Genomic DNA, 25,786 nt, shown 5'->3' with positions numbered 1-25,786 from the left:
GATCTGCAGGTATATTTATATATACTAACTTGAAACGGAGAGCAAACTGCTCGATCGCCAGCGAGATGAGTTGTTGATTCTCATAATAACCTGACCGCACTGATATATTGCCTGTTGGTGACATAGGGCGAATACCTTCGCTGCGCAGCCATCATACGTCCCGTGGACATATATAAGTCTACTTCATCTTGGTCATAATGTCTCAAGGATTTTACGTCACATCTGTCCGGTTATGCTCAAAACAAATTCAACTGTTTAGGGTTGAGGGGGTTGTGTGAAGCATGAGTGTACTTGATAAGGGCTTGTTATTATGGCATTTTCTTGAAGACGGTCACTGACAGAATCTGTTGAAGCGTGTTGAGCTAGCCGGGGGCAAAAAACAGCCAGTTGCTTGTTCGGTTGGAACCGGCAAGTGGGCTATGAGAAAATGCCCCAACTACTACAAAGCTCCATAGATACCATCATGGAGAGGGAAAAATGTATGACCATCGTGCGGGCAATTTCCCGAATTGTTTCCTACTGTCGCTACTATCACCGCGGTCAAGCGTTCTTGCGATTCGCGGCCGGTGCCGTTCTAGCTGGCATGCTTTTCTTGCCTCAGCTTGCCGCAGCAACGACTGTGCGCATGATAACCACCCTCGGCACGATAGACATTGAACTATACGACGATCAGGCCCCGATAACCGTCGCCAATTTCCTGCGCTACGCCGGCCGCGGTGACTACAGCACCAACGGAATCATTTACCGTAGTGCTCCCGGATTTGTCATACAAGGCGGTGGATATGCTTATCAAGATATACCCTCCCCATTCGGGCTCTATCGCTACTTCTTCCATATCCCGACAGACCCGCCGGTACAGAACGAATTCTCCCCGTCGCGATCGAATCTTCGCGGAACGATCGCCATGGCCAAACTGCCTGGCAATCCGGACAGCGCGACCAGCGACTGGTTTATCAATCTGGCCGATAACTCGGCGAACCTTGATTACCAGAACGGTGGATTCACCGTTTTTGGTCAGGTGCTCAATCCCGGTATGAATATCGTGGATGCCATTTCCATCTTGCCTAGATTGGATGCATCTAATGCATCAGTCACCTGTTCAATACCATTATGCAATCTTCCCATCTCGGCGTTTAACACACTTCCCGTCATCAACTACAACTCGGCCACGGGTCTCGACCCAAGCAATCTCGTGATGGTGACCAGCATTCCCAATGTCACGGCAACAAAAACGTCCTACGGCACGACGTCGGCATATGCCGCCGATGTCGACATGACATTGCTAAATCCCAATTCTAATAGAACTGTTGACACGGCCACATCCACATCGTGGCTGGCGACTTTCACCCCACCATTCGGCAAAACCGTCCAATTCAACGATGAGATATCCAGATTCACGATGAGCGGGGCCATGGGTCCGGCCGGACGCGTCGTCACGTTGTACCACGGCATCAACGCGAGCGTGAACCGCTACTATGCCTACGGACCCACGCCCGATAATGCCACTCCGCATTGGTATGACTTCACATTCGATGGCACGACGGGCGCAGAAATCGTAGGCAACAAGATCTTATTGCATTTCGTTGACGGCCAACGCGGCGATGACGATCTCACCGTGAATAACAGCATCACCCACACCGGAGCTCCGGTACTGGAGACTGACATCACAACTAGCTCATCAAGCTCGTCAAACTCGTATGGCTGCTCGATTGCTGCCAGGCCATCTCAATCGGCCGGCAACGGTGACTGGGTGCTTGTCTCCCTGTTTCTCGCCTTTGTGGCACTCGTGCGGAGACATACCCGCCGATAATCCGCTGAAGGTGCGAAAGACCAAAGAACAGGAATTGAACTAGTCACCGGCATCAACTCGGCGATTTATCTTGATTTGGGATCGCGAAATCAGAGATTAATCCACTGCCTTAAGTGTTTGTCATCCGAGCCGATCGAACTGATTCAGCAATTTGCGGACCGGGCCAAAACTTCTGCGGTGAATCGAACTTACTCCACACTTCTCAAGGGCCCTGAGATGATGTTCAGTGGGATAGCCCTTGTGCTTCGAAAATCCATATTCCGGAAATAGCACATCCATCTGAATCATTTCAGCGTCACGGGTCACCTTGGCCAGGATGGAAGCCGCGGAAATAGCCGGAACAGTTGCGTCCCCTCTTACGATAGCTTGAACTGCACATTGAAGATCGGGCACTTGATTCCCGTCCACTAATACAAGCTCGGGTGGCAATGAAAGCGCCGCGACGGCACGTTGCATGGCGAGCAAACTGGCCCGCAAAATATTGAGCTGGTCGATTTCCTCCACTTCCGCCCTGCCCAGCGACCAGCAAAGCGCACGTTCTCGTATAAGGTAGGCAAGTTCTTCGCGCCGGGTGGCGCTCAACACCTTGGAATCAGCCAGGCCTTTGATAGGTTTTGTCTCGTCGAGAATCACGGCGGCGGCGATCACCGGCCCCGCGAGCGGTCCCCGGCCCACCTCATCCACGCCGGCAATTAGCTTGTGTACGACAGGTGCTGATTCCATTTGAGTGAGCGGCGTGTCAGATGGTTTTCGAACGTTTCCGTGATTTCAACAAATTAATCACGGCGTCAGCCGCTCCCCTGTTCGCCTTGCGGCGCAGAGTATGGTGGATTTCGGCCAATGCTTTCCGCACGGATTTGGCTTTATCAGGCTGCGAAATATACAGCTCGACAGCTTTTCCCAGAGTCTCGGGCACAGCCTTGCTCTGTATGAACTCCGGGACCAACGCCCGTCCCGCCAGAATGTTCGGCAGCGCGTACAGGTCCACATGCAAAAACGGCGTGATCAACAAGTAGGAAAGCCAGGACACTTTGTAAGTAACGACCATCGGCTTCTTGAGCAAGGCAGCCTCGAGCGTGGCGGTCCCGGAAGCGAGCAGCACAATGTCCGATGCCGCCATGGCTTCGCGCGAATGATGCGTCACGATGGTCAGAGGCAGGAACCAGGCGCCGTGACGGTACAGGGCATGCTCGAAAACTTCACGCGTCTTGGCACTCACGAACGGGACGACAAAATGCATGTCCGGATGCCGCCTGTGCAGCCACTGGGCGGTCTTCACAAACAGATCGGCGTGGCGCCTGAGCTCGCTGAAACGACTTCCGGGCAATAGGGCCACTAACTTGCCGTTTGACGGCAAATGAAGCTGCCGGCGGAGAGCACCGACATCATATTTTTCCTCGATCTGATCGGCCAGCGGATGGCCCACAAAGGTAACTGGTACGTGATGCCGTCGATAAAAACTGGCCTCGAACGGGAAAAGAGTCAGCATATGATCCACGGCACGTTTGATCCGGTGTATGCGGTAACCGCGCCAGGCCCAGACTGTGGGACTTACATAATGCATCGTGAGAATGCCAGCAGACTTGAGCTTCTCCTCCAGCACGAGGTTGAAGTCCGGAACATCAACGCCAATAAAAAGATCCGGCGGGTTTTTCAGAAAATGATCGGCCAGCGTGTTCCGCAGGCTGTTGATTTCCGGATATTTGCCGACGGCCTCAAGGCCGATGATGGAAAGCTGCTCCATGGGAAACAGGCTGCGGCAACCCTGCGCCTGCATTAATGGCCCGCCAATGCCTTCAAAGGAAACCGCGGACAGTCTTTTCCGGAGTTCACTCATCAGTCCTGCGCCCAGCAGGTCTCCCGATGCCTCGCCGGCGACGATACCAATCTTGATCGCGGGACTCTTCTTCACCGCGGCTTAACGGATAATTCCGCGCTCTGATTTCTTGATAAAATCGAGAAAGTGTCCGACTTCCGCATTTGCTTTGGCAATCGGCGCGATCTGTTCAATGGCCTCATTGAGACGCAAACCGGATTTGTACAGGAGCTTATAGGCCTGCCGCAGGGAATTGATTGACTCGCCGGAGAAGTTCCGGCGTTTGAGCCCACGAAGATTGAGTCCGTGAGGTACGGCGGTGTTGCCCGCGACCAGCAGATACGGCGGGATATCCTTGAACGTGACGGTACTGATTCCGGTCATGACGTGCGCGCCAACGCGGCAGAACTGATGGATCATGCTGAATCCGCCGAATATGACCTGATCTTGCACCGTCACGTGTCCCGCCAGGCTGGTGCCATTGGCAAAGATGGTGCGATTGCCGACATGGCAGTCATGCGCCACGTGACAATAGGCCATGATGAAATTGTCATCGCCCAGTCGCGTGACGCCGCCACCGCCCGCCGTGCCGCGATTGAAGGTGCAGTATTCCCGGATGATATTGCGGTCGCCGATTTCCAGACGAGTAGGCTCGCCCTTATAGCCCTGATGCTGTGGCGCTTCGCCGATCGAACAGAACTGGTATATCTTGTTGTTTGTTCCGATACGGGTCTGGCCGTGGATGACGACGTGCGGCCCAATCCACGTCGCTTCACCGATCTCTACCTCTGGACCGATGATGCTGAAGGCCCCGATATCAACATGGCTCCCGATTCTCGCAGCGGGATCAACGATAGCCTGTGGATGAATCACTCAAATTCCCTTATACGCACACATCAATTCTGCGGTTGCCGCCAGTTCCTCGTCCACGTAGGCATTGCCCGCAAACCGCCAGATGCCTTTCATTCTGCGTGTGATTTCCACCTTGAAGATGATCTGATCTCCCGGCAACACCGGCCGCTTGAAGCGCGCATTGTCGATGCCGACAAAATAATAAATCGAAGCTTCGTTGGGAACCTTGTCCAGGCTTTTCAGCGAGAGTATGGCGCAAGCCTGCGCCATCGCCTCCACGATCAATACGCCCGGCATCACGGGGTTATACGGGAAATGTCCTGGAAAAAAGGGTTCGTTGATGGTTACGTTCTTGATCGCCGTCAGCGACTGGTCCTTGGTGTAGTCGAGCACGCGATCGATCAACAAAAACGGATAGCGATGCGGCAGATATTTGCGAACTTCATTGATATCCAGCGGGTTCAATTTTTTTGCTCCTCGGAATGCTGTTGCAGTCTTTCTTCCAGTTTGGCCAATCGCCGCACTACCTCATCCAGATGGTACAGCCTGGCGGCGTTACGTCGCCATTTTTCCGCCGGCTCGGCCTTGATGCTGGATGAATATACTCCGGGCTTCGTGATGGAACTTGTCACGAGAGAACAGGCCGTGATGTGCACATCATCAGCAAGCTCGATATGGCCGTTGATGCCCGCCTGGCCGCCGATAGTGCAGCGCTTGCCGACGACCGCGCTGCCCGCGATTCCCGAACAGGCTGCCATCGCGGTGTTCTCGCCGATACGCACATTGTGCGCAATCTGGATCAGGTTATCCAGCTTAACACCATCGCCGATGACGGTATCGCCGAGCGAGCCGCGATCAATCGTCGTATTGGCGCCGACTTCAACCTCGTTGCCGATAAGCACGCGCCCTATCTGAGGAACCTTTTGCCATCGTTCTCCATCCTTGGCGAAACCAAAGCCTTCGCTACCTATTACCGCACCTGGTTTGAACAGGCATTTATTACCTATTACGCAGCGTTCGCCGATAACCACGTGCGCCATCAATCTCGTTTTTTCGCCAATCGAAGCCTTGGCACCGATATGGCAGCCAGGACCAATATACGCACCCTCTCCGATCATGGCGCCGGCCTCGACCACGGAGTGCGGCCCTATCCACGCCGTCACCGCCACCTTCGCCGCTGGGCTGACGACGGCCGTCGGATGAACGCCCGGGGTGAATCCTGGCGTTGGATGCAGTAAGTCTGCCACCTGCGCGAAACAGAGATGGGGATTGGCGACTATCAGTGCGGATCCTGCGTAGCGTGTTATGTCAGCTTCCGCCAGAATGACGGCTCCGGCTTTAGTGTCGACAAGCTGAGGGAGGTATTTCCGATCGCTGACGTAGGCGATATCGCGGGGACCGGCCGTCTGCAGGCTGGCAACGCCCTCGATAATCACACCCTCATCGCCCTGCACCTTCGCCTGAAAGCGCCGCGCCAATTCTGCAAGGGTAACGGTCATCTGAACCTATTTCTTCCCCAGCTTCTTGAGGATCTTGTCGGTAACATCCACCTTTGGCCCGGCGTAAACCGCGCTTTCGAGTATCAAATCGTAATTTTCCTGCTTGGCGATTTCAGCAATCGTCTTCTGCACGATCTTCTGAAGTGCCGCCAATTCCTCATTGCGTCGCAAGTTGTAATCTTCCCGGAATTCCTGGGTCGCCCGTCGCAAATCGCGCTTGAGCGTAACGATCTCGAATTCCTTGGAGCGATGCTCGTTTTCCTTGAGCACCAGCGCATTCTTTTCCAAGTCCTGCTCCAGCTGCTTGAGCCGGTTCTGCATCTCCACGATCTGTTTGTCGCGTGGTGCAAATTCGGCTTCCAGTTTCTTAAGAGCGGCTTCGCCTTGCGGCGCCTCTTCAATGACCTTGACGGCATTGACATAACCGATCTTGAAATCGGCGGCGTTCGTGAACCCCGCCATGACAACAAAGCCGAGGGCTATCACTAAAGTCTTGATTACGAAAGTTCTGCTTCCCAAAAATGCCTCCTGATACTTATCGCAACGGCACACCCAAGGTGAACTGGAATGACTCGGTACGGTCGCCCGGCTTGTCATTCAGGGGGATCGCATAGCTGAAACTGAGCGGTCCGACCGGCGAATACCAATTAAACGCCAAACCGGAGGAATAACGCAACTGCCCCAGATCCATCTGTTCACCCGGACCGTAGACCATGCCGCCATCGGTAAAAAGGCTCATACGCATGGATTTGTTGTCGCGGGGCATTCCGGGCAGAGGGAACAGCAATTCCATGTTGAGCAGCACGCGGCGATCGCCGCCGATAGGATCGTGTGGCGGCAAGGTATCCTTGGGCCCCAATGAACGTGAGGAGTAACCCCGGACCGTGCCGCTGCCGCCGGCGAAGAAGTTCTTGTAAAAAGGTAATGTATCCGTACCGCCATAACCATTGCCGTAACCCAGCTCCGTCCTAGCCTTAAAGGTATAGGTCTCGCTGAGCGGCCAATACCGCCCGAGCGTGTAGGTAAGCTTGTAGTATTCGATATCACCGCCAGGAATCGCTATTTCAGCTGCAAAGCGTTGCAAAGTTCCCGAGGTTGGCAACAGCAGGCTGTCGAGTGTGTCATGCGACCAGCCGAGCGTCATTTTCGGGACGATGTTCGAGGAACCATTCGCGGCAACAAAATCCTGGGCGACCTGGGCGCTGGTTGAGTTGGTAATCAGATTGATTTTCTCAACGTCAAAGCCGACATCAATCTTGTTGTCCTCGCTCAAGGGAAAACCGAAAAATACACCCACGCCCTGGCTCTCGGCGTTATATGCTGCCGTATTCGCGGCGGCGGCATCGACGCTGGTGGAAAAGATGTTAAAGCCGCGGCTGATTCCGTCCTGGGTGTAGTACGGATTGACATAACGGACATTGAAATTGGTCACGGATCGTGAGTTGTCGAAGCTGGCACCGAGTTCTTTGCCGGTGCCGAACAGGTTGCTTTGCGTAACACTGGCGTTGAACAACAAGCCATCGGTGTCCGAATAACCGACACCCAGCATCATATTGCCGGTGGCCCGTTCCTTGACGTTGACGTTGACGTCCACCTGATCGGCCACGCCCGGTACCGCCGGCGTCTCGACGTTGACGTCGTCAAAGAAACCAAGACGCTGCAGACGCACGCGTGAACGCTGGATTTTCTCGGCGTTGTACCACCCGCCTTCCATCTGGCGCATCTCACGACGCAATACTTCATCGCGCGTGGTCACGTTTCCCGCAAAATTGATCCTTCGTACGTAGACGCGTCGTCCCGGGTCGACAAAAAAGGTGAAGGACACCTGGGATTTTTCCTTGTCCACATCGGGGATCGCGTTGACGTTAGCGAAGGCATAGCCATCGTTGGCGAGACGGTCGGACATCTTCTTCGTTGATTCGGTGACCTCCTTGCGCGAGAAGACACCGCCGGCCTTTACGCTGATCAGATCGCTCAAATCTTTTTCAGGCACCACGAAGGTCCCGGCAAGCTTGAAGCCGGTGACGGTATATTTCTTACCCTCGGTGATATTGACCGTAATGTAAATCCTCTCCTTGTCCGGCGAGATAGATACCTGCGTGGAGTCGATAGTGAACTCCAGGAAACCCTGATCCTGGTAGAAGTTGCGCAAACTTTCCAGGTCGCCGGCAAGTTGCTGTTTGGAATATTTGTCGCGGCTCGAGAAAAAGGCGTACCATGGCTTTGGGCCCAGGGTGAATAGTTTCAGCAGTTTTTTATCTGAAAAGAGATGATTGCCGACGAGGTTCATTTCACGAATGCGCGCCACTTTGCCTTCCGCCACTTCGATGTTGATGTCCACGCGATTACGCTCCAGCGGCGTCACCGTGGGACGAATGGTGACGGCGTAATAACCGCGCGCGAAATACTGCTGCCGCAATTCCTGTTCGACGCGGTCGAGGAGCGATTTGTTGAAAACCCGGCCTTCGGCCAGCCCGATTTCCTTCAGACCTTTCTTGAGATCCTCTTCGGACATCTCTTTGGTGCCGGCTATCTTGATGCCGGCTATCGACGGCCGTTCAATGACTTCTACGATCAGCACATTTTTGTCGCGTTCGAGACGCACGTCGCGGAAAAATCCCGTCTTGAAGAGGGCGCGCACCGCTTCCTGGGATCGCTGCTCGGTCAGCGTATCGCCGACCTTGACCGGCAGATAGTTGAAGACAGTACCCGCCGAAATACGCTGCACGCCATCCACACGGATGTCCTTAATCACAAAGGGCTCCATGGCCAAAGCAACAGACGCGTGCAGAGCGCACAAGAGGAGTGCCACAAAAAGTTTCTTCATTCGTTGTTCTTTTCCAGTCTAGGGAGCGTCTGATTCAGTCCCCCTCCCCCTTGAAGGGGGAGGGTTAAGGTGAGGGTGATGCTGTTCACTCCCATCCTGCCCTTTCCCCATGAAGGAGGAAGGGACGTTCTTTTTTGGAGCTTATTCAGAGGTTCCCCAGCGCGGTAAAGCTCATTGGAAAATTCGGGTCAAATCATTATAAAAGGCCAGCATCATGAGGCCTCCCAGCAAGGCCACTCCGACCTGCTGCCCCAACATCATGGTCCGCTCGGAAAGTGGGCTGCCTTTGATGGTTTCGATAATGTAATACATCAGGTGACCGCCATCGAGTACCGGGATAGGCAAAAGATTCAACACCCCGAGACTGATGCTGATGACGGCCAGAAACAGCACATACTGCTCGAATCCCACCTTGGCGGAGTAGCCGGCATATTGGGCAATCGTGATGGGCCCGCTGATATTGCGCGCCGAAACCTCGAGCTTCAGCATCCGGTACAACATCTCGAGCGTAAGCACCGACATCGACCAAGTATTACGAACGCCTTCGGTCAGCGCCTCAACGACACCGAATCGCACCTTGACACGCATCGAATCAGGGATGTCCGTAAACCGGGGTCTAATGTTGATACGCCCGATTGTCTGCCCGCCCTGCTCCACGGCGTCCGGCGTGACTTCAAAATCGTGTCGCGCGCCTTCCCTTTCTGCCGTGATATGGACCGGTTTACCGGGGCTCTTGCTGATCACCTCTACCAGTCGTTCCCACGACGGCACCGGCTCGCCGTTGGCCTCCACCAGACGATCACCGATTTTCATCCCGGCACGCTCAGCCGGACCCGGTTCCATGGCGCCAATCACCGGCAACGGTTCGGGAAAAAAACCGATCAATCCGATGCCACGCTCCAGCAGCGATGCGTTGACTTCCTCTACCGGCAGGTTCGATAAATCCAGCTGCCGCGATTCAACCTTTCCCTGCGCGTCGCGCACTTCAATATTCACGCGCGCACGGTCGAGGGCGCGTTGAAACAGATATAATCGCCGCTGATCCCAGCTCTGCACTTCCTTGCCGTCAATACTCAGTATCTCGTCCCCGGCGCGGAATCCGGCTTGCTGGGCGATCGAGCTTTCCGTCACCTTGCCGACGACCGGCTTGATGCCATCCACCCCGACCATGTACACCGCCCAATAAGCCAGGATGGCGAACAGAAAATTGAATAGCGGACCGGCCACCACGATCGCCATGCGCTTCCACGTCTTTTGGCGATTGAACGCGCGATGCAGTTCCTGTGGTGGAACCTCGCCCTCGGTTTCATCCAGCATCTTCACGTAGCCGCCAAGCGGAAATGCGCCGATAGCAAGCTCCATGCGGTCCTCGCCCACGCGTCGGGACCACAATGGTTTTCCGAAACCGATGGAAAAACGCAGCACCTTCACGCTCAGACGCCGGGCAACCCAGAAATGGCCGAACTCATGCACCGCGATCAGAACGCCCAGCGCCACCACGAACGCGCCGACGTAATAAAGGATATCCGTCATGTTACTCCCTGTCCCATACGCGATTCCCGGCTGGAAATGAAACGGCTGGCAGTCTCGCGGGCGCGCACGTCGTCCGAGAGCACCGTGCCCAGTTGTGTGTCCTGGCTCGCCGGCAGGAGTGTAAGCGTGTGTTCGATCACACGCGGAATATCGGTAAATCCGATACGCCGGTCGAGAAACGCCTGCACCGCCACTTCGTTGGCCGCATTCAGAATCACCGGCATGGTTCCGCCGGCGCGCGCAGCATCATAGGCGAGTTGCAGGCATGGGAAACGCTTGAGGTCGGGAGACTCGAAGTCCAGACGCGCCAGCTCGAAGAGGTTGAGGCTTTTTACACCGGATTCGATGCGCTCCGGCCAGGCCAGTGCATGCGCAATCGGTGTGCGCATGTCCGGATTGCCGAGTTGCGCCAGTACCGAGCCATCCACGTACTCGACCAGCGAATGAATCACGCTTTGCGGATGAATCACGATTTCGACCTGATCGGGTGTCATACCGAAAAGCCAGCACGCCTCGATCAGCTCCAGGCCCTTGTTCATCAGCGTGGCCGAATCCACGGAAATCTTGCGTCCCATGACCCAGTTCGGATGCGCGCATGCCTGTTCCGGCGAGACGGAAACCAGCGCTTCCGCCGACGTGGCACGAAAAGGTCCGCCGGAACAGGTTAGAAAAATGCGTCGCACGCCTGCGGGCACATCTCCGGTGCGGTATCCGGCCGGCATGGACTGGAAAATGGCGTTGTGCTCGCTGTCCACCGGCAGCAGCTCCGCGCCACTGGCATGCGCCTCTTCGACAAAGATGCGGCCAGACATCACCAGCGGTTCCTTGTTCGCCAGCAATACCCGTTTTCCCGCTCGTACCGCCGCCAGTGTCGGCAACAATCCGGCGGCACCGACAATCGCCGCCACCACGATGTGCGCACGCGGATACGTGGCCACGGTATTCAGTCCTTCCGTCCCCGACAATACCTCCACTTCGATCCCTGCCCGCTGGATTTTATCCTTGAGGCGGGTGGCGGCATTCGCATCGAGCATGACGGCCTTTTGCGGTAGATACTGCCGGCACTGATCGAAAAGACGTTCTACCTGCGTGTTAGCCGTCAGCGCCAGGACACGGAAACGCCCGGGATGTCGCGTAAGCACATCGAGCGTGTTGACGCCGATGGAGCCGGTGGACCCCAGAATCGTCACACCGCGTATGCCGCGGTCCGACCGTTCATCAAGGGATTTTATAGTGTCGCTGATCATGCATCAAAACTTCAACAGAGTGATCACGCCAAGAAGAAATATCGGCGCGGCGGCCGTCAAGGCGTCGATACGATCAAGCACACCGCCGTGCCCGGGAAATATGCTGCCGCTGTCTTTTACTCCAGCGATGCGTTTGAGCTTGCTCTCGGTGAGGTCGCCCACCACTGAAAACAGCACCGTGACAATGGCAAGTCCGATCCATTGCACAAGCAATCCTGGCTCGAATTTCCAGATCATTGTCCCACAAAGCCAGGCCAGCAGCACGACAGCCGCCACCCCGCCCATGACGCCTTCCACCGTCTTGCCGGGGCTCACGTGCGGCGCAAGTTTTGTTCGGCCAAGGACCGAGCCGGAAAAATAGGCGGCGGTGTCAGCCACCCACACGAGCACAAGCAAAAACAGCAGCAAACGCGGGCGCTCACTGTCCACCGCCAGCAGGTATACCGACGCGACCCAGGGAGGAATCAGAACCAGAAAACCGCCAACAACCTTGCCTGCCGTCGTCGCGAACATTCCCTTGTTGACGTCCTTACGGCTGATGAGTTCCGCCAATGCCCATAACCACCACAGTCCAGCGGCGGCGAGAAAAGAGGCGATCGGGGAAGGTTGCCGCATAACACTGTATATCGCGGCGCCACCGAGGATCAGGAGACAGAAAACATATGTCGTTCTGGAGAAAGCCCCCCGAATGCCAGACAGCGCTGTCCACTCCCAGGCGGCGGTGACTATGAACAATCCAAACAGAACGACGATCCAGCCAAGCGGAAAATAAAACAGCGCCGCCACCAGCACCGGGATCAGAATGAGCGCGGTGAGGACCCGCTGTTTAAGCATGGCGCGCGGTTTCGATCTGCTCACCTGTCAGACCGAAACGGCGCTGGCGTCCGGCATAGGAGACAAGCGCCTGCTCGAATTGCGCGCGATCGAAATCCGGCCAAAGCACGGGGGTGAAATACATCTCGGTGTAGGCCAGCTGCCACAGCAAAAAGTTGCTGATACGCTGCTCGCCGCCGGTGCGGATGAACAGGTCCGGCTCGGGAACGCCGGCAAGGCTGAGAAAAGGCTCGAGACTTTTTTCCGTGATAGTGTCCGGGTCAATCTCGCCGCGGACGGCGCGGCGGGCGAGTTCAGCGCAGGCCTGCGCGATGTCCCAGCGCCCGCCATAATTGGCGGCGATCGTCAGTGTCAGCGCCGTGTTCTTCTGTGTCAGCGTTTCGGACTGACGGATGCGCGTGGTGATCTTCTCGCCGAAGCGTTCGGTGTCGCCAATGACGCGGAAACGAACATTGTTCTTGTGCAGTTTCCGGATTTCGTGGTCGAGCGCACTCAGAAATAATTCCTTGAGCAGCTGGACTTCCTGCACCGGACGGCGCCAGTTCTCGCTACTGAAGGCGAACAGAGTGAGAAACTTCACGCCCTTCTCGGCACAGGCGGATACCATGTCACGCACGCGCTCGACGCCCTTACGATGACCGGCAACGCGCGGCAGTCCGCGGCCTTTGGCCCAACGGCCATTGCCATCCATGATAACGGCCACGTGCTGCGGAACGGCGGACTGTCCTGCCAGGATTGCCGCCGTGTCGGTGATTTTGGATTTATCCATTAAATTAATGCAATTCGATGTTAAATAACACGCGGTTCACTGTCATTACACCTGCATGACATCCTTTTCCTTGGTGGCGACGAGCTTGTCTACTTCGGTGATAAAACGGTCGGTGAATTTTTGCACCGCTTCTTCCGAACGCTTGTCGTCGTCCTCGGTGATCAGCTTCTTTTTCAGCGCATCCTTCAGGTGCTGGTTGGCGTCACGGCGGACGTTGCGGATCGCCACCTTGGCGTTCTCGCCTTCGGCGCGCACGTGCTTGGAAAGCTCCTTGCGCCGTTCCTCGGTAAGCGACGGCAATGGCACGCGGATCACGCCGCCGGCCGACACCGGATTGAGCCCCAGATCGGATTCGCGGATCGCCTTTTCGATGGCTGCCGCCTGGCTCTTGTCGAAGGGCGTCACCGTGAGGGTGCGCGCATCCGACGCCGATACGTTGGCAACCTGGTTGAGCGGCGCCTTGTTACCGTAGTAATCGATGCGCACGGTTTCGAGCAGCCCCGGGTGGGCGCGGCCGGTGCGGATCTTGCCCAGATCGTTCTTGAGCGTGTCCACCGACTTCGCCATCCGTGTTTCCGCGTCTTTCTTGATTTTGTCCACCGACTCCGACATGGCTAGCCTCCTTTTCCGTCATCAGGTTCGTAAACGCGGCATCCCTGCCGCACTGCTCACGAGTGTGCCGACATTTTCCCCCAGGCAGACCCGCATCAGGTTCCCGGGCTTGTGTATGCTGAACACGCGTACCGTCAGATTCTGGTCGCGACACATCACGATGGACGCGGCATCCATCACGCCCAGCCGCTTGTCCAGCACCTCGTCGTAACTGATCGTCTCATAACGCTTGGCGTCGGCATGCTTCACCGGATCACGGTCATAGACGCCATCGACTTTCGTCGCCTTGAGCACCACGTTTGCGCCGATTTCGGCGCCGCGCAAGGTCGCCGCGGTATCGGTGGTGAAAAACGGATTGCCGGTGCCCGCGGCGAAGATAACGACGCGCCCCTGCTCAAGATGCCGGATCGCGCGCCGACGCACGTAGGGCTCAACGACTTGATCGACGCGCAGCGCCGATTGCACGCGCACCGACACACCCTGTTTCTCCAGGGCATCCTGCAGCGCGAGCGAGTTCATTATGGTGGCGAGCATGCCCATGTAATCGGCGGAGGCACGGTCCATGCCCTGGGCGGACGGCGCGATGCCGCGAAAGATGTTGCCGCCTCCAATCACGATGGCGAGTTGCACGCCGATGTCGGCCACCGACTTGACCTCGGCGGCGATGCGCGCGAGCACCTCACGGTTGATGCCATAGGCATCGGCACCCATCAGCGCCTCGCCGGAAAGCTTGAGCAACACGCGGCGGTAGGCAGGAACCCCGGATGCGCTCTTCAAGACTCAGCCTCCCATGGAACCTCTGACAGGGTGAAAACGCGCATGCGACGACGGCGATTCCGGATGCAGCGCAAGGAGCAGCGAGAGGACAGTAGCCACTGCGCTACGGACCCGAAGCTTCGACGCTGCGATGCGCCGGAATCGCCCCGTCCCGGAGGGTTGCGGCGAAAAACGGCGTCTGCGGCGTTGCGCGGCTTGCCAAGAGCGCCGTGGCTATTGGCGGCGCCGCGCGCCTTGCATCCGCTCGTTTTTCGCCAGCAACGCATCCGTGTTTTCACCCTGTCAGAGGTTCTTTACTGTCGCCATCACTTCGGCGGCGAAATCACCCGTTTTCTTCTCCATCCCTTCGCCGACTTCGTAGCGGCTGAAACGGATGACGCTGGCGCCTTTCGACTTGAGCAGCTTTTCGACGGTTGTGTCCGGGTCCTTCACGAAAGGCTGTCCCAGCAAGGAGATCTCGTTGAGATACTTGTTCACCCGGCCCATGACCATCTTTTCAATGATCTCGGGCGGCTTGCCGCTGGTCTTCGCCTGTTCGGCAAAGATTTCCTTTTCCTTGGCGATCGCCGCGGCCGGCACCTGATCTTTGGAGACGCACTCGGGGCGGCTCGCCGCGATGTGCATGGCGATATCCTTGGCGAGGCTTTCATCACCGCCTTCCACTTCCACCAGCACGCCGATTTTGCGGCCGTGGATATAGCTGCCGAGATGGCCTTTGGTCGCGGTCATGCGCTCGAAGCGACGGATGTTGATGTTCTCGCCAAGTTTCATCACCAGACCTTCGCGCGCTTGACCGACGGTCTGCGCGGCACCGTCCGTGAACGGCAACTGGTACAGCGCATCGACATTGACCGGCGACTTGCCGGCCACGCGGGCGGCAGCCGAAGTGGCGAACGCCGCGAAATCATCGCCCTTGGCGACAAAATCGGTCTCACAGTTGACCTCGACCATGGCGGCCGTCTTGCGGTCCGGTGTTATGAAAATACCGATCGCACCCTCGGCCGCGATGCGACCGGATTTCTTTTCCACCTTGGCGCCGGCACGCTTGCGCAGCAAATCGGTGGCGGCTTCCATATCGCCATGGGTTTCGGCCAACGCCGCCTTGCATTCCATCATGCCAAGCCCGGTACGCTCGCGCAGTTCTTTCACTTGTTGTGCGGAAATACTCATCACGTCATCCTCATTCAGCTGCACGGCGGTTTTACCGCCACCATAAAATCAAGGGGGCGATGCCCCCTTGATATTCCTGCTTCTATTCGCCGCCGTCCTGATCGGACGCCTCTTTCTTCCCTCGCTCACCACTCTTCGGCTTGGCGCGAGGCGCGCGCTTGGGCTTTTCGGCCGGCTTCACGGCATCCGCGATTACAACAGCCGCTTCGGGCTCGGCGGTCGCTTCATCGTGCGCCGCCATCGGTTTCTTCTTGGCGGTCACCTTGATTTTCGCGGGCTCTTCCTTGACCTCGATGAACTCGTCATCGCCCGAAACGATCGTCGCTTGACGCTGTTCCTGTCCGGCGAGGATGGCGTCCGCCGCCGCATACGCGTAGAGCTGGATCGCGCGGATGGCGTCGTCGTTGCCAGGAATGACGTAGTCCACGCCGTCGGGCTTGCAATTGGAATCCACCACGCCGACGACCGGAATGTTCAGCTTGTTGGCTTCGGATACCGCGATATATTCGTGGCCGACGTCGATGACAAAAATCGCGTCTGGCAGGCCGGACATTTCCTTGATGCCACCGAGGCTTTTCTCAAGCTTGACGCGCTCGCGGTCGAGTGTCAGCAATTCCTTCTTGGAAAGTTTCTTGCTGCTCGTATCGTCCGCCAGAACCGACTCAAGCATCTTCAGCCGCTCGATCGATTTTTTGACCGTGCGGTAATTGGTCAGCATTCCACCCAACCAGCGGTGATTCACGTACGGACTGCCGCAACGCAAGGCGGCCTCGCTGACGATATCCGTCGCCTGGCGCTTGGTGCCGACGAACAGGACCGTGCCACCGTTAGCGATGAGCTTGGTCAGATAACCCATTGCCTCGTTGAACAGCGGCAGGGTTTTTTCCAGGTTGATGATGTGGATACGGTTGCGCTCACCGAAAATATAGGGGCGCATCTTGGGGTGCCAGTACCGCGTCTGGTGGCCGAAATGCACGCCGGCCTCCAACATCTGGCGCATGGATATATTGCTCATGATTTCTCCTTCGGGTTTTTCCGCCGCGGACCCCATGTATCAATCCAGCCACGGTTTAAAGTGGCCGGACACCCGGATGCATGTGCCGGTGCCGCGTGTGGGTTTAGGTTGAACTACATAACTGCGGGCGGCTTTATACCATAGCGCAGCGATAACGACAATGTTTTCATGGGTTTGGACGAAAAAACATGTGTAAAAGGGCTTTTTAAAATGACTCTATTCCCGGACAATACAGCCGAAGCCATCATCCCAGCCATGCCCGTCACCATCAAAACCCCCGAGGAAGTCGAAAAAATGCGTATCGCCGGCCGGCTCGCTGCCGAGGTGTTGCGCATGATCCGGCCGCACGTCCAACCGGGCATCACCACCGGCGAACTCGACCGGATCTGCCACGACTACATCGTCAACGTGCAGCAGGCCGTTCCGGCACCGCTCAACTACAAGGGCTTCCCCCGCTCCATCTGCACTTCAGTGAACCATCAGGTATGCCATGGCATTCCGGGCGACAAGAAGCTCAAAAAAGGCGACATCGTCAACATCGACATCACCGTCATCAAGGACGGCTATCACGGCGACACCAGCAAAATGTTTTATATCGGCGAACCGTCCATACAGGCGAAACGGCTGGTGCAGATCACGCACGAATGCATGCTCAAGGGCATAGCCATGGTCCGGCCGGGTACACGGCTGGGAGACATCGGCCACGCCATCCAGCAACACGCCGAGGCGCACGGTTTTTCGGTCGTGCGCGAATACTGCGGTCACGGCATCGGACTCGAATTCCACGAAGACCCGCAGGTGCTGCACTACGGTCAGCCGGGAACCGGGATGACGCTTGCGCCCGGCATGACCTTCACCATTGAGCCGATGATCAACGCCGGCAAGAGAGAAGTGAAACTGCTTCCCGACAACTGGACGGTGGTCACGCGCGATCATTCGCTCTCCGCGCAATGGGAACACACCGTGCTGGTGACGGACAAGGGTCACGACGTTCTCACGCTCGTGCCCGGCGACAACCCATGAACTTTTCCGAACCGTCCGCGAGGCACTGATCTCCACCGTGTCCATCGCCAAGGACAGTCTGTTCAACGGCCGGGAATTCGACCAAACACTGGCCAGCGCCAAGAATCCTCTGCCACTATTTCGTGCTGCGCTGCAAGCGGCGCGCGAAATCCTCCGGCAATCGTTCTACGACAAAAGTGAAGCCGACACGCTCGTTAACGCCCACGCCTGGTTGATCGACCAGCTCATGACGCGCGCCTGGCGTAGGCACCTGTCCCTGCTGCCGGCCGGGATTCCGGTCGCCCTGGTGGCCGTGGGCGGTTACGGACGCGGCGAGCTGCATCCCGCGTCCGACATCGACGTCATGATACTTCTCGACAAGAACGATTCCGCCAAAACACGTTCCTTCATCGAGGCGCTGGTGCGATTTTTCTGGGACATGGGGCTCGAGGTCGGACACAGCGTGCGCACCCTCAAGGACTGCGTCCGGGAATCCAAGAACGATCTCACGGTGGTCACGAACCTCATGGAGTCGAGATTGCTCGACGGCGACGAGGAACTCTTCGAGAAGATGCGACGCAAGACACATGCTTCGAAAATCTGGCCCAGCCGTAAATTTTTCGCGGCCAAGCGGCAGGAACAAATCGCAAGACATCATCGTTTCGACGACACTGCCTACAACCTGGAGCCGAACGTCAAAGAAGGCCCGGGTGGACTGCGCGACATCCAGATGATCTCGTGGGTCACGCAGCGGCAATTCGATACTTCCTCGCTGCACGACCTGGTGGGGCACGGCTTTCTGAGCGAGGAGGAATACCATACGCTCATTCGCGAGCGCAATTTCCTGTGGCACGTGCGCGCGGGTCTGCATTACCTCGCCGGGCGGCGCGAGGACCGGTTGTTGTTCGACCACCAGCGGGCACTGGCCAGGGATTTAGGCTATACCGACCGGCCCGGCTTTCTCGCCGTCGAGCAGTTCATGAAACGCTATTACCGCACGATCAAGGAGCTCTCGCTGCTGAGTGAGATCCTGCTGCAGCACTTCGACGAAGCCATCCTGGCGCGCGGCCGCACGAAAACCAAGCCGATCAACCGCCGCTTCCGGTCGCATTACGGATTCGCCGAGGTCACGCACCCGCGGGTGTTCGAGCGCGCGCCTTACGCCATGCTGGAAATATTCCTGATCTTGCAGCAACACCCGGAACTCAAAGGCGTGCGCGCCGGAACAATTCGGCTGATTCGCGCCAACCTTCACCGCATCGATAATTCGTTTCGCCAGGACCTCGCCTGCCGCAGCCTGTTCATGGAAATCATGCGCCAGCCGCGCGGAATCACCCACGAACTGCGGCGCATGAATGCCTACGGCGTGCTTGGCGCGTATCTCCCGGCCTTCGGGCGCGTCGTCGGACAGATGCAGCATGACCTGTTCCACGTCTACACAGTCGATGCGCATTCGCTCATGGTCGTGCGCAATCTGCGCCGTTTCACCGTGACGGAATTCCGCGGTGAGTTTCCGCTCGCCAGTGAGATCATCCAGAAGCTGGTCAAGCCCGAGCGCTTGTATCTCGGCGGTCTGTTCCATGACATTGCCAAGGGACGCGGCGGAGACCATTCACAGCTGGGCGAAGCCGAGGCCGAGGCATTCTGCCGTCTGCACAATCTGAGCGAGTACGACACCCGCTTCATCTGCTGGCTGGTGCGCCATCACCTCGTGATGTCGAGCACCGCACAGCGTGAGGACATCTCAGACCCCGACGTGGTGATGCATTTTGCGCAGCTCGTTGGCGACCAGGAACATCTCGACAACCTGTATCTGCTCACAGTGGCGGACATGCGCGGCACCAGCCCCACCGTGTGGAACGCCTGGAAAGGTAGGCTGCTGTCGCAGCTCTACAGCGCCACCACGCGGCTGCTGCGCCGCGGCATCGCCCAGCCGATCGATCTGCAGGAGCACATCACCGATTTGCGCCGGTCGGCGCTGGAGAAGCTGGGCCCGGCCGGACTTTCCGAGGCGCAGGTCAACCGTTTCTGGCAGGACCTGGACGGGGAATATTTCCTGCCTTACGACGCCGAGAGCCTGGCATGGCACGCGCAGGTGATTGCCGGGGCTCATGCCACCGATTTGCCGATCGTGGCCACGCGGTACACCCCCGATCTCGGTGGCAGCGAGTTCCTGATCTACACACCGGATCGCGACGACCTGTTCGTCGTCATGACCGCGGGATTTGACCGTCTCAATCTGTCCATCATGGATGCGCGCATTCACACGCTGCACAACGGCTTCGCACTGGATACCTTCGTGGTGCTGGACCACTCCGATAAACCGGTGAGCGATCCACGCGCGCTCGCGCAATTGCAGAAGGCGATGCGCGAGCAACTACTGAAACCGCAACCGGGGCGTGATCCGCAGTCCGCCCATTTGCCGCGTCAACTGAAACACTTTCCCATCGAGACGCGTGTCAGCTTCAGTCCCTCGCCCAAGGGGCAGCTCACGATCATGGAGGTCACCGCCCAAGACCGCGCGGGGCTGCTGTATCAGGTGGCGTTGGCGCTCAAGCAGTGCCGCGTGAATTTGATGGCGGCCAAGGTGGCCACCTACGGCGAGCGCGCCGAGGACATTTTCTTCGTCAACAGCCGCGATCGTCACCAACCGCTAGATCCCGAACAAGCCAAATGTCTGGAGTCGGAAATTGTCCGGCGTCTCGAACCCACGCCCTCGAAGACCGGCACACAATCCGTCGAGTTCTGACCCGGTCCACCGGGAACAAAATCAGGGATTCTTTATATATCGTCGTTCCGGCCGTGGATCAGGACCCGCGAGCCGGACGAATCCCCGCGCGTAAACGCATTTTTATAGTTTTTTAACATCCCCGCACTGAATCTCCACGGGATTTCCATCCGACTCTCCCTATAGTTCGCGCCGTGGTCTTTCCTGAGCGGAGGTTCGTGTTATGGATTTCATCTACATGGCGATCGTCGTCGGTTTCTTCGTGCTCACCATCGGGCTGGTTTACGCCTTCGAACGGCTGTTGAGGAGGGGCGCATGACCTGGACCTACCTGCTGAGCCTGATCCTGGCGGTCGCCGTCTTCGTCTATTTAGTCGTCGCGTTATTCTTCCCGGAGAAATTCTAATGACCGGTAACGGCTATTTACAGCTCGCGCTCTATCTGGGCGTGTTGCTGCTGTTGGTGAAACCCCTCGGCGCCTACATGGCCAACGTGTACGAAGGCCGCGTGGCGTTTCTGAATCGCTTCGGCGCACCGTTTGAAAACCTGCTGTATCGGCTGTGCGGCGTGAAACCAACGCAGGAGATGCGCTGGACGCAGTACGCGCTGGCCATGCTCGTGTTCAACCTGCTTGGCGCGCTGGCTGTCTATGCATTGCAACGGTTGCAAGCCTATCTGCCGCTCAACCCGCAAGGTCTTGCCGCGGTCACCCCGGATTCTTCCTTCAACACGGCGGTAAGTTTCGCCACCAACACCAACTGGCAGGGTTACGGTGGCGAGACCACCATGAGTTATATCACGCAGATGGCGGGGCTCACGGTACAGAACTTCGTCTCCGCGGCGACCGGCATGGCGGTACTCGTCGCGCTGATCCGCGGGTTCGCGCGCCAGACCGCCGAGACCATCGGCAATTTCTGGGTCGATCTCACGCGCAGCACCTTATACATCCTTTTGCCGCTGTCGCTCATACTGGCGCTGGTGCTCGCCGGCCAGGGCGTGGTGCAGACCTTCTCGGCCTACAAGACGGTGCCGCTCGTGGAATCGGTGGAATACGACACGCCGAAGCTCGACGCCGCGGGCCAGCCGGTCAAGGACGACAAGGGCAACCCGGTCACGGAAAAAGTCACGCAGAAGGAACAGGTCATCGCCGTCGGCCCGGCGGCTTCGCAAATCGCCATCAAACAGCTCGGCACCAACGGCGGCGGTTTCTTCAACGTGAACTCGTCGCACCCGCTGGAAAATCCGACACCGCTTTCGAATTTCCTCGAACTCCTGGCCATTCTCCTGATTCCCGCGGCGCTGACCTACACCTTCGGCCGCATGGTCGGCGACACGCGCCAGGGCTGGGCAGTGCTCGCCGCGATGGTCGTCGTGTTCGTAGCGATGCTGACACTCGCCGTGGGTTCCGAGCAATCGGGTAATCCGCTACTCGCCAAACAGGGTGTCGATCAGACGGCCAGCGCCACACAAGCCGGCGGCAACATGGAAGGCAAGGAAACTCGCTTCGGCATCGTGAATTCCGCGCTCTGGGCCACCGCCACCACCGCGGCCTCGAACGGCTCGGTCAATTCCATGCACGACTCCTTTACGCCACTCGGCGGGCTGGTGCCGATGTGGATGATGCAGTTGGGTGAGGTGATTTTCGGCGGCGTGGGTTCCGGACTCTACGGCATGCTGATCTTCGCCATCGTCGCGGTGTTCGTGGCGGGACTGATGATCGGCCGCACGCCGGAGTACCTCGGCAAGAAGATCCAGTCATTCGAGATGAAGATGGCGGCAGTGGCGCTGTTGCTCGTGCCGCTCGTGATCCTCGTGGGCACGGCGATAGCGGTCATGGTCGATGCCGGTAAGGCCGGTGTCGCCAATCCGTCCATGCACGGCTTCTCTGAAATCCTCTATGCGTTTTCGTCGGCCGGTAACAACAACGGCAGCGCGTTCGCGGGGCTTTCGGCGAACACGCCTTTCTATAACACCGCGCTCGGGCTGGCCATGCTGCTCGGCCGCTACTGGCTGGCGGTGCCGGTGCTGGCCATCGCCGGGGCGCTCGCGGCCAAGAAAAAGATTCCGGTAAGTGCCGGAACGCTACCGACCCACTCGCCGCTGTTCGTCATATTGTTGATCGGCACCGTGGTGATCGTGGGCGCGCTCGCCTTCTTCCCAGTGCTGGCGCTCGGTCCGATCGTCGAGCACCTGACCATGATCGGCGCGCATTAACACTTTGTTTTGTAGCCTGGATGAAGGCGCGAAGCGCCGTAATCCGGGAAACGACAACCCGGATTCCGCTTTGTTCCATCCGGGCTACACAGAACTTCATGAGGTGGAAAGAGATGACTACACAAGTTAAAACGATGCCGGCACTGCGCCGGTCCCTGGTCACCGGGGATATCTTCCGGCAGGCCTTGGTCGACGCTTGCGTCAAGCTGCTGCCCCAGCACCAGTGGAGGAATCCGGTAATGTTTGTCGTGTACCTCGGCAGCATCCTCACGACCATCCTGTGGGTGCAGGCGCTGGGCGGCCAGGGCGAGGCGCCAGCCGGTTTCATCCTGGCCATCACGTTCTGGCTGTGGTTCACCGTGCTGTTCGCCAATTTCGCCGAGGCCATTGCGGAAGGCCGCAGCAAAGCCCAGGCCGCGGCGTTGCGCGCCGTCAAGCGCGACGTCGTCGCCAAGAAACTCGCCAAGCCGAAGCACGGCGCCGCGTTTACCCAGGTCAGCTCCGCGCAGCTGCGCAAGGGCGACGTCTTCCTGGTCGAGTCCGGCGACATCATCCCCGCGGACGGCGAGGTCATCGAAGGCGTCGCCTCGGTCAATGAGGCCGCAATCACGGGCGAGTCCGCGCCGGTGATCCGCGAGGCGGGTGGCGATTTCTCCTCGGTCACCGGCGGTACCCAAGTGCTGTCCGACTGGCTGGTAGTACGGGTGACCGTCGATCCGGGCGAGACCTTTCTCGACCGCATGATCGCGATGGTCGAGAGCGCGCGGCGCCAGAAAACGCCGAACGAGATCGCGCTCCTCATCTTGCTGGTCGGCTTTACGCTGATTTTCCTGAAGACCACGGCCACCCTGCTGCCGTTCTCACTCTACAGCGTCGAGGTCGCCAAGGTCGGGACGCCGGTCACCATCACCGTGCTGGTCGCGCTGCTGGTGTGCCTGATTCCGACCACGATCGGCGGCCTGCTCTCGGCGATCGGCCTCGCCGGCATCGGACGCATGCTGCGCGCGAACGTAATCGCGACCTCGGGACGCGCGGTGGAAGCAGCCGGCGACGTCGACACCTTGCTGCTCGACAAGACCGGCACGATTACGCTCGGCAACCGTCAGGCGACCACCTTCCTGCCGGCGCGTGGCGTCAACGAATCCGAGCTGGGTGACGCCGCGCAACTTTCTTCGCTCGCCGACGAGACACCTGAAGGGCGCAGCATCGTCGTGCTCGCCAAACAGAAGTTCGGCTTGCGCGAACGGGACGTGCATGCGCTTGGTGCCACTTTCATTCACTTCAGCGCCAAGACCCGCATGAGCGGCGTCGATCTGGAGGGGAGCGAGATCCGCAAGGGTGCGGCCGACGCGATCCGCGCCTGGGTGGAATCCAAGGGCGGGCGTTACCCTGCCGAGACCGGCAGCCTGGTTGACGAAGTCGCGCGCCGCGGCAGCACGCCGCTCGTGGTCGCAAAGGATACCAAGGTGCTCGGCGTCATCGAGCTCAAGGACATCGTCAAGGGCGGCATCAAGGAGCGCTTCGCGCAACTGCGCCGCATGGGCATCAAGACGGTGATGATCACCGGCGACAACAAGCTCACCGCCGCGGCCATCGCCGCCGAGGCGGGCGTGGATGATTTCCTGGCCGAGGCGACGCCGGAGGCGAAGCTCAAGCTGATCCGCGAACACCAGACGCAAGGCCGGCTCGTGGCGATGACCGGCGACGGCACCAACGACGCTCCGGCGCTGGCGCAGTCGGACGTGGCGGTGGCGATGAACACCGGCACCCAGGCCGCCAAGGAGGCCGGGAACATGGTCGACCTCGACTCCAATCCCACGAAGTTGATCGAGATTGTGGAAACCGGCAAGCAGCTGCTCATGACGCGCGGCGCGCTGACCACCTTCTCGATCACCAATGACGTGTCGAAATACTTTGCCATCATTCCCGCCGCGTTCGCCACGACGTATCCGCCGCTCAACGCACTCAACATCATGCATCTGGCGACACCGGAAAGCGCGATTCTGTCGGCGGTGATTTTCAACGCCTTGATCATCGTCGCGCTGATCCCGCTCGCGCTCAAAGGCGTGCGCTACCGGCCGGTCGGCGCCGCCCGACTGTTACGCGACAACCTGGTGATCTACGGCCTCGGCGGTATTATCGCACCCTTCATCGGCATCAAACTGATCGACATGATTCTGGTCGGGCTTGGGCTTACTTAGGAGAACTGACATGTGGAACCATCTTAAATCCGGTTTTACCATGCTCGTGTACATGACGGTCATCACCGGTTTGATTTATCCGGTCGTGGTGACCGCCGTGGCACAGGCATTCCTCTCGAAACCCGCTAACGGCAGTTTGATCGTGAAGGACGGTAAACCCATCGGTTCCGCCTTGATCGGCCAGCCGTTCAGCAACCCGAAATATTTCTGGAGCCGGCCGTCGGCGATCGGGCCGTATCCTTATAACGCGGGCACCTCCAGCGGTTCCAACCAGGGACCGACCAACCCGGCGCTGACCGATGCCGTGGCCGCGCGCATCAAGGCCCTGCGCGACGCCGATCCCGGCAATACCGCGCCAGTGCCGGCCGATCTCGTTACGGCCTCCGCCAGCGGTCTCGATCCGGACGTCAGCCCGGCGGCGGCGTATTTCCAGGCCCAGCGGGTTGCACGGGTACGTAATCTCGATATCAAGCGCGTGCAGAACTTGATTGCGCAACACGTGCAAGGTCGTCAGTTCTGGGTTCTGGGGGAACCGCGGGTGAATGTTCTTGAGCTCAATTTGGCGCTCGATCAGCTTCTTTGAATACCTCGTTCGCCTTCATATAGTCGGAATTCGTAGAAAAAATGATAGGGCGTAACCTGTGATTCGGCCGCACGGACACATTCGGCCGACCAATAACTTTTGGGAGTCTTTCATGAATCGTTTCACTACAAAGCTTCTCGTAGCCAGCGTGGCCACGGCAGTGAGCTGCGCCGCGATGGCGGCCGAAAAGGTCCCGACCCTGGGCGAAGTGCTCAAGGCCTCGGATATTGCGGTCAGCGGCTATATCGACACGAGCTACACCAACTTCGACACCGACGTGCCGCTGTATCAGGCCTAT

At 58.3% G+C, this 25,786-nt stretch carries 22 protein-coding genes and 1 pseudogene; 8 read left to right on the top strand and 15 right to left on the bottom strand.

From position 1 onward, the window contains the following. Positions 1-481: 481 nt before the first annotated feature. A complete protein-coding gene (locus WB402_RS06720; protein ID WP_424206192.1) occupies positions 482-1,810 on the top strand; it encodes a peptidylprolyl isomerase in 1,329 nt (442 codons plus the stop codon). A gap of 120 nt (positions 1,811-1,930) precedes the next feature. Here the strand turns inward: WB402_RS06720 and rnhB are convergent, their stop codons facing one another. The 15 genes from rnhB to rpsB form a co-directional block, all read right to left on the bottom strand. Continuing rightward, complete coding sequence (gene rnhB, locus WB402_RS06715; RefSeq protein ID WP_424206190.1) at positions 1,931-2,533, bottom strand: ribonuclease HII; 603 nt, start codon at positions 2,531-2,533, stop codon at positions 1,931-1,933. 16 nt (positions 2,534-2,549) lie between these two features. Further along, positions 2,550-3,722 carry a lipid-A-disaccharide synthase gene (gene lpxB, locus WB402_RS06710; protein ID WP_424206188.1) on the bottom strand — a complete coding sequence of 391 codons (1,173 nt, stop codon included), beginning with the start codon at positions 3,720-3,722 and terminating at the stop codon, positions 2,550-2,552. 6 nt (positions 3,723-3,728) lie between these two features. Further along, the gene (lpxA, locus tag WB402_RS06705) at positions 3,729-4,499 is read right to left on the bottom strand and encodes an acyl-ACP--UDP-N-acetylglucosamine O-acyltransferase (RefSeq protein ID WP_424206186.1); all 771 of its coding nucleotides are present in this window, start codon (positions 4,497-4,499) and stop codon (positions 3,729-3,731) included. Beyond that, a complete protein-coding gene (gene fabZ / locus WB402_RS06700; protein ID WP_424206198.1) occupies positions 4,500-4,934 on the bottom strand; it encodes a 3-hydroxyacyl-ACP dehydratase FabZ in 435 nt (144 codons plus the stop codon). It lies immediately after the preceding gene. Positions 4,935-4,939: 5 nt separating this feature from the next. Next, the gene (lpxD, locus tag WB402_RS06695; RefSeq protein WP_424206184.1) at positions 4,940-5,977 is read right to left on the bottom strand and encodes a UDP-3-O-(3-hydroxymyristoyl)glucosamine N-acyltransferase; all 1,038 of its coding nucleotides are present in this window, start codon (positions 5,975-5,977) and stop codon (positions 4,940-4,942) included. 6 nt (positions 5,978-5,983) lie between these two features. Further along, positions 5,984-6,496: an OmpH family outer membrane protein gene (locus WB402_RS06690; protein ID WP_424206182.1), complete on the bottom strand. Its 513-nt coding sequence runs from the start codon at positions 6,494-6,496 to the stop codon at positions 5,984-5,986. Positions 6,497-6,512: 16 nt separating this feature from the next. Beyond that, positions 6,513-8,804 carry an outer membrane protein assembly factor BamA gene (gene bamA / locus WB402_RS06685; protein WP_424206180.1) on the bottom strand — a complete coding sequence of 764 codons (2,292 nt, stop codon included), beginning with the start codon at positions 8,802-8,804 and terminating at the stop codon, positions 6,513-6,515. 171 nt (positions 8,805-8,975) lie between these two features. Next, positions 8,976-10,337, bottom strand: coding sequence for an RIP metalloprotease RseP (gene rseP / locus WB402_RS06680; protein ID WP_424206178.1), 1,362 nt, complete (start codon positions 10,335-10,337; stop codon positions 8,976-8,978). Further along, entirely contained in the window at positions 10,334-11,584 is a 1,251-nt protein-coding gene (gene ispC, locus WB402_RS06675; RefSeq protein WP_424206176.1) for a 1-deoxy-D-xylulose-5-phosphate reductoisomerase, read from the bottom strand. The genes rseP and ispC overlap by 4 nt, the downstream gene beginning before the upstream one ends. Before the next feature lie 3 nt (positions 11,585-11,587). Further along, positions 11,588-12,442: a phosphatidate cytidylyltransferase gene (locus tag WB402_RS06670; protein WP_424206174.1), complete on the bottom strand. Its 855-nt coding sequence runs from the start codon at positions 12,440-12,442 to the stop codon at positions 11,588-11,590. Beyond that, positions 12,411-13,187 (bottom strand): polyprenyl diphosphate synthase, encoded by a 777-nt coding sequence (uppS, locus tag WB402_RS06665; protein ID WP_424206172.1) that lies wholly within the window; start codon positions 13,185-13,187, stop codon positions 12,411-12,413. The genes WB402_RS06670 and uppS overlap by 32 nt, the downstream gene beginning before the upstream one ends. Before the next feature lie 45 nt (positions 13,188-13,232). Further along, positions 13,233-13,799 (bottom strand): ribosome recycling factor, encoded by a 567-nt coding sequence (frr, locus tag WB402_RS06660; protein ID WP_424206170.1) that lies wholly within the window; start codon positions 13,797-13,799, stop codon positions 13,233-13,235. 21 nt (positions 13,800-13,820) lie between these two features. After that, entirely contained in the window at positions 13,821-14,576 is a 756-nt protein-coding gene (gene pyrH / locus WB402_RS06655; protein ID WP_424206168.1) for a UMP kinase, read from the bottom strand. Positions 14,577-14,858: 282 nt separating this feature from the next. Next, entirely contained in the window at positions 14,859-15,746 is an 888-nt protein-coding gene (gene tsf / locus WB402_RS06650; RefSeq protein WP_424206166.1) for a translation elongation factor Ts, read from the bottom strand. Positions 15,747-15,828: 82 nt separating this feature from the next. Continuing rightward, positions 15,829-16,761: a 30S ribosomal protein S2 gene (gene rpsB / locus WB402_RS06645; protein ID WP_424206164.1), complete on the bottom strand. Its 933-nt coding sequence runs from the start codon at positions 16,759-16,761 to the stop codon at positions 15,829-15,831. A 255-nt stretch (positions 16,762-17,016) separates the two neighbouring features. Here rpsB and map point away from each other — a divergent pair, with 255 nt between their 5' ends. From map to WB402_RS06610, 7 genes and pseudogenes are all read left to right on the top strand, one after another. Then, positions 17,017-17,784 carry a type I methionyl aminopeptidase gene (gene map, locus WB402_RS06640; RefSeq protein WP_424206196.1) on the top strand — a complete coding sequence of 256 codons (768 nt, stop codon included), beginning with the start codon at positions 17,017-17,019 and terminating at the stop codon, positions 17,782-17,784. Positions 17,785-17,821: 37 nt separating this feature from the next. Then, positions 17,822-20,512 carry a [protein-PII] uridylyltransferase gene (locus WB402_RS06635; RefSeq protein ID WP_424206162.1) on the top strand — a complete coding sequence of 897 codons (2,691 nt, stop codon included), beginning with the start codon at positions 17,822-17,824 and terminating at the stop codon, positions 20,510-20,512. A 294-nt stretch (positions 20,513-20,806) separates the two neighbouring features. Further along, the gene (gene kdpF, locus WB402_RS06630) at positions 20,807-20,896 is read left to right on the top strand and encodes a K(+)-transporting ATPase subunit F (protein ID WP_372521512.1); all 90 of its coding nucleotides are present in this window, start codon (positions 20,807-20,809) and stop codon (positions 20,894-20,896) included. After that, positions 20,896-22,704 (top strand): potassium-transporting ATPase subunit KdpA, encoded by a 1,809-nt coding sequence (kdpA, locus tag WB402_RS06625; protein WP_424206159.1) that lies wholly within the window; start codon positions 20,896-20,898, stop codon positions 22,702-22,704. Before kdpF ends, kdpA begins: the two co-directional genes overlap by 1 nt. 134 nt (positions 22,705-22,838) lie before the next feature. Continuing rightward, on the top strand, positions 22,839-24,905 hold the full coding sequence (kdpB, locus tag WB402_RS06620; protein ID WP_424206194.1) for a potassium-transporting ATPase subunit KdpB: 2,067 nt from the start codon (positions 22,839-22,841) through the stop codon (positions 24,903-24,905). A 10-nt stretch (positions 24,906-24,915) separates the two neighbouring features. After that, the gene (kdpC, locus tag WB402_RS06615; RefSeq protein ID WP_424206157.1) at positions 24,916-25,488 is read left to right on the top strand and encodes a potassium-transporting ATPase subunit KdpC; all 573 of its coding nucleotides are present in this window, start codon (positions 24,916-24,918) and stop codon (positions 25,486-25,488) included. A gap of 112 nt (positions 25,489-25,600) precedes the next feature. Beyond that, positions 25,601-25,786, top strand: a pseudogene (locus tag WB402_RS06610) (hypothetical protein); the annotation flags it as partial.

The organism is Sulfuricaulis sp. (assembly GCF_049587675.1).
Classification (GTDB): domain Bacteria; phylum Pseudomonadota; class Gammaproteobacteria; order Acidiferrobacterales; family Sulfurifustaceae; genus Sulfuricaulis.
Note: the sequence above shows the minus strand (reverse complement) of the source record. Positions and strands in the feature narration are given on the sequence as shown.

Bases quoted from the DNA above. Each gene is read 5' to 3' on its own strand.
- rnhB (WP_424206190.1), bottom strand. From the start codon at position 2,533: ATGGAATCAGCACCTGTCGTACACAAGCTAATTGCCGGCGTGGATGAG.
- rseP (WP_424206178.1), bottom strand. From the start codon at position 10,337: ATGACGGATATCCTTTATTACGTCGGCGCGTTCGTGGTGGCGCTGGGC.
- uppS (WP_424206172.1), bottom strand. From the start codon at position 13,187: ATGGATAAATCCAAAATCACCGACACGGCGGCAATCCTGGCAGGACAG.
- tsf (WP_424206166.1), bottom strand. From the start codon at position 15,746: ATGAGTATTTCCGCACAACAAGTGAAAGAACTGCGCGAGCGTACCGGG.
- bamA (WP_424206180.1), bottom strand. From the start codon at position 8,804: ATGAAGAAACTTTTTGTGGCACTCCTCTTGTGCGCTCTGCACGCGTCT.
- ispC (WP_424206176.1), bottom strand. From the start codon at position 11,584: ATGATCAGCGACACTATAAAATCCCTTGATGAACGGTCGGACCGCGGC.
- rpsB (WP_424206164.1), bottom strand. From the start codon at position 16,761: ATGAGCAATATATCCATGCGCCAGATGTTGGAGGCCGGCGTGCATTTC.
- kdpC (WP_424206157.1), top strand. From the start codon at position 24,916: ATGTGGAACCATCTTAAATCCGGTTTTACCATGCTCGTGTACATGACG.
- WB402_RS06720 (WP_424206192.1), top strand. From the start codon at position 482: ATGACCATCGTGCGGGCAATTTCCCGAATTGTTTCCTACTGTCGCTAC.
- kdpA (WP_424206159.1), top strand. From the start codon at position 20,896: ATGACCGGTAACGGCTATTTACAGCTCGCGCTCTATCTGGGCGTGTTG.
- map (WP_424206196.1), top strand. From the start codon at position 17,017: ATGCCCGTCACCATCAAAACCCCCGAGGAAGTCGAAAAAATGCGTATC.
- kdpB (WP_424206194.1), top strand. From the start codon at position 22,839: ATGCCGGCACTGCGCCGGTCCCTGGTCACCGGGGATATCTTCCGGCAG.
- kdpF (WP_372521512.1), top strand. From the start codon at position 20,807: ATGACCTGGACCTACCTGCTGAGCCTGATCCTGGCGGTCGCCGTCTTC.
- lpxD (WP_424206184.1), bottom strand. From the start codon at position 5,977: ATGACCGTTACCCTTGCAGAATTGGCGCGGCGCTTTCAGGCGAAGGTG.
- frr (WP_424206170.1), bottom strand. From the start codon at position 13,799: ATGTCGGAGTCGGTGGACAAAATCAAGAAAGACGCGGAAACACGGATG.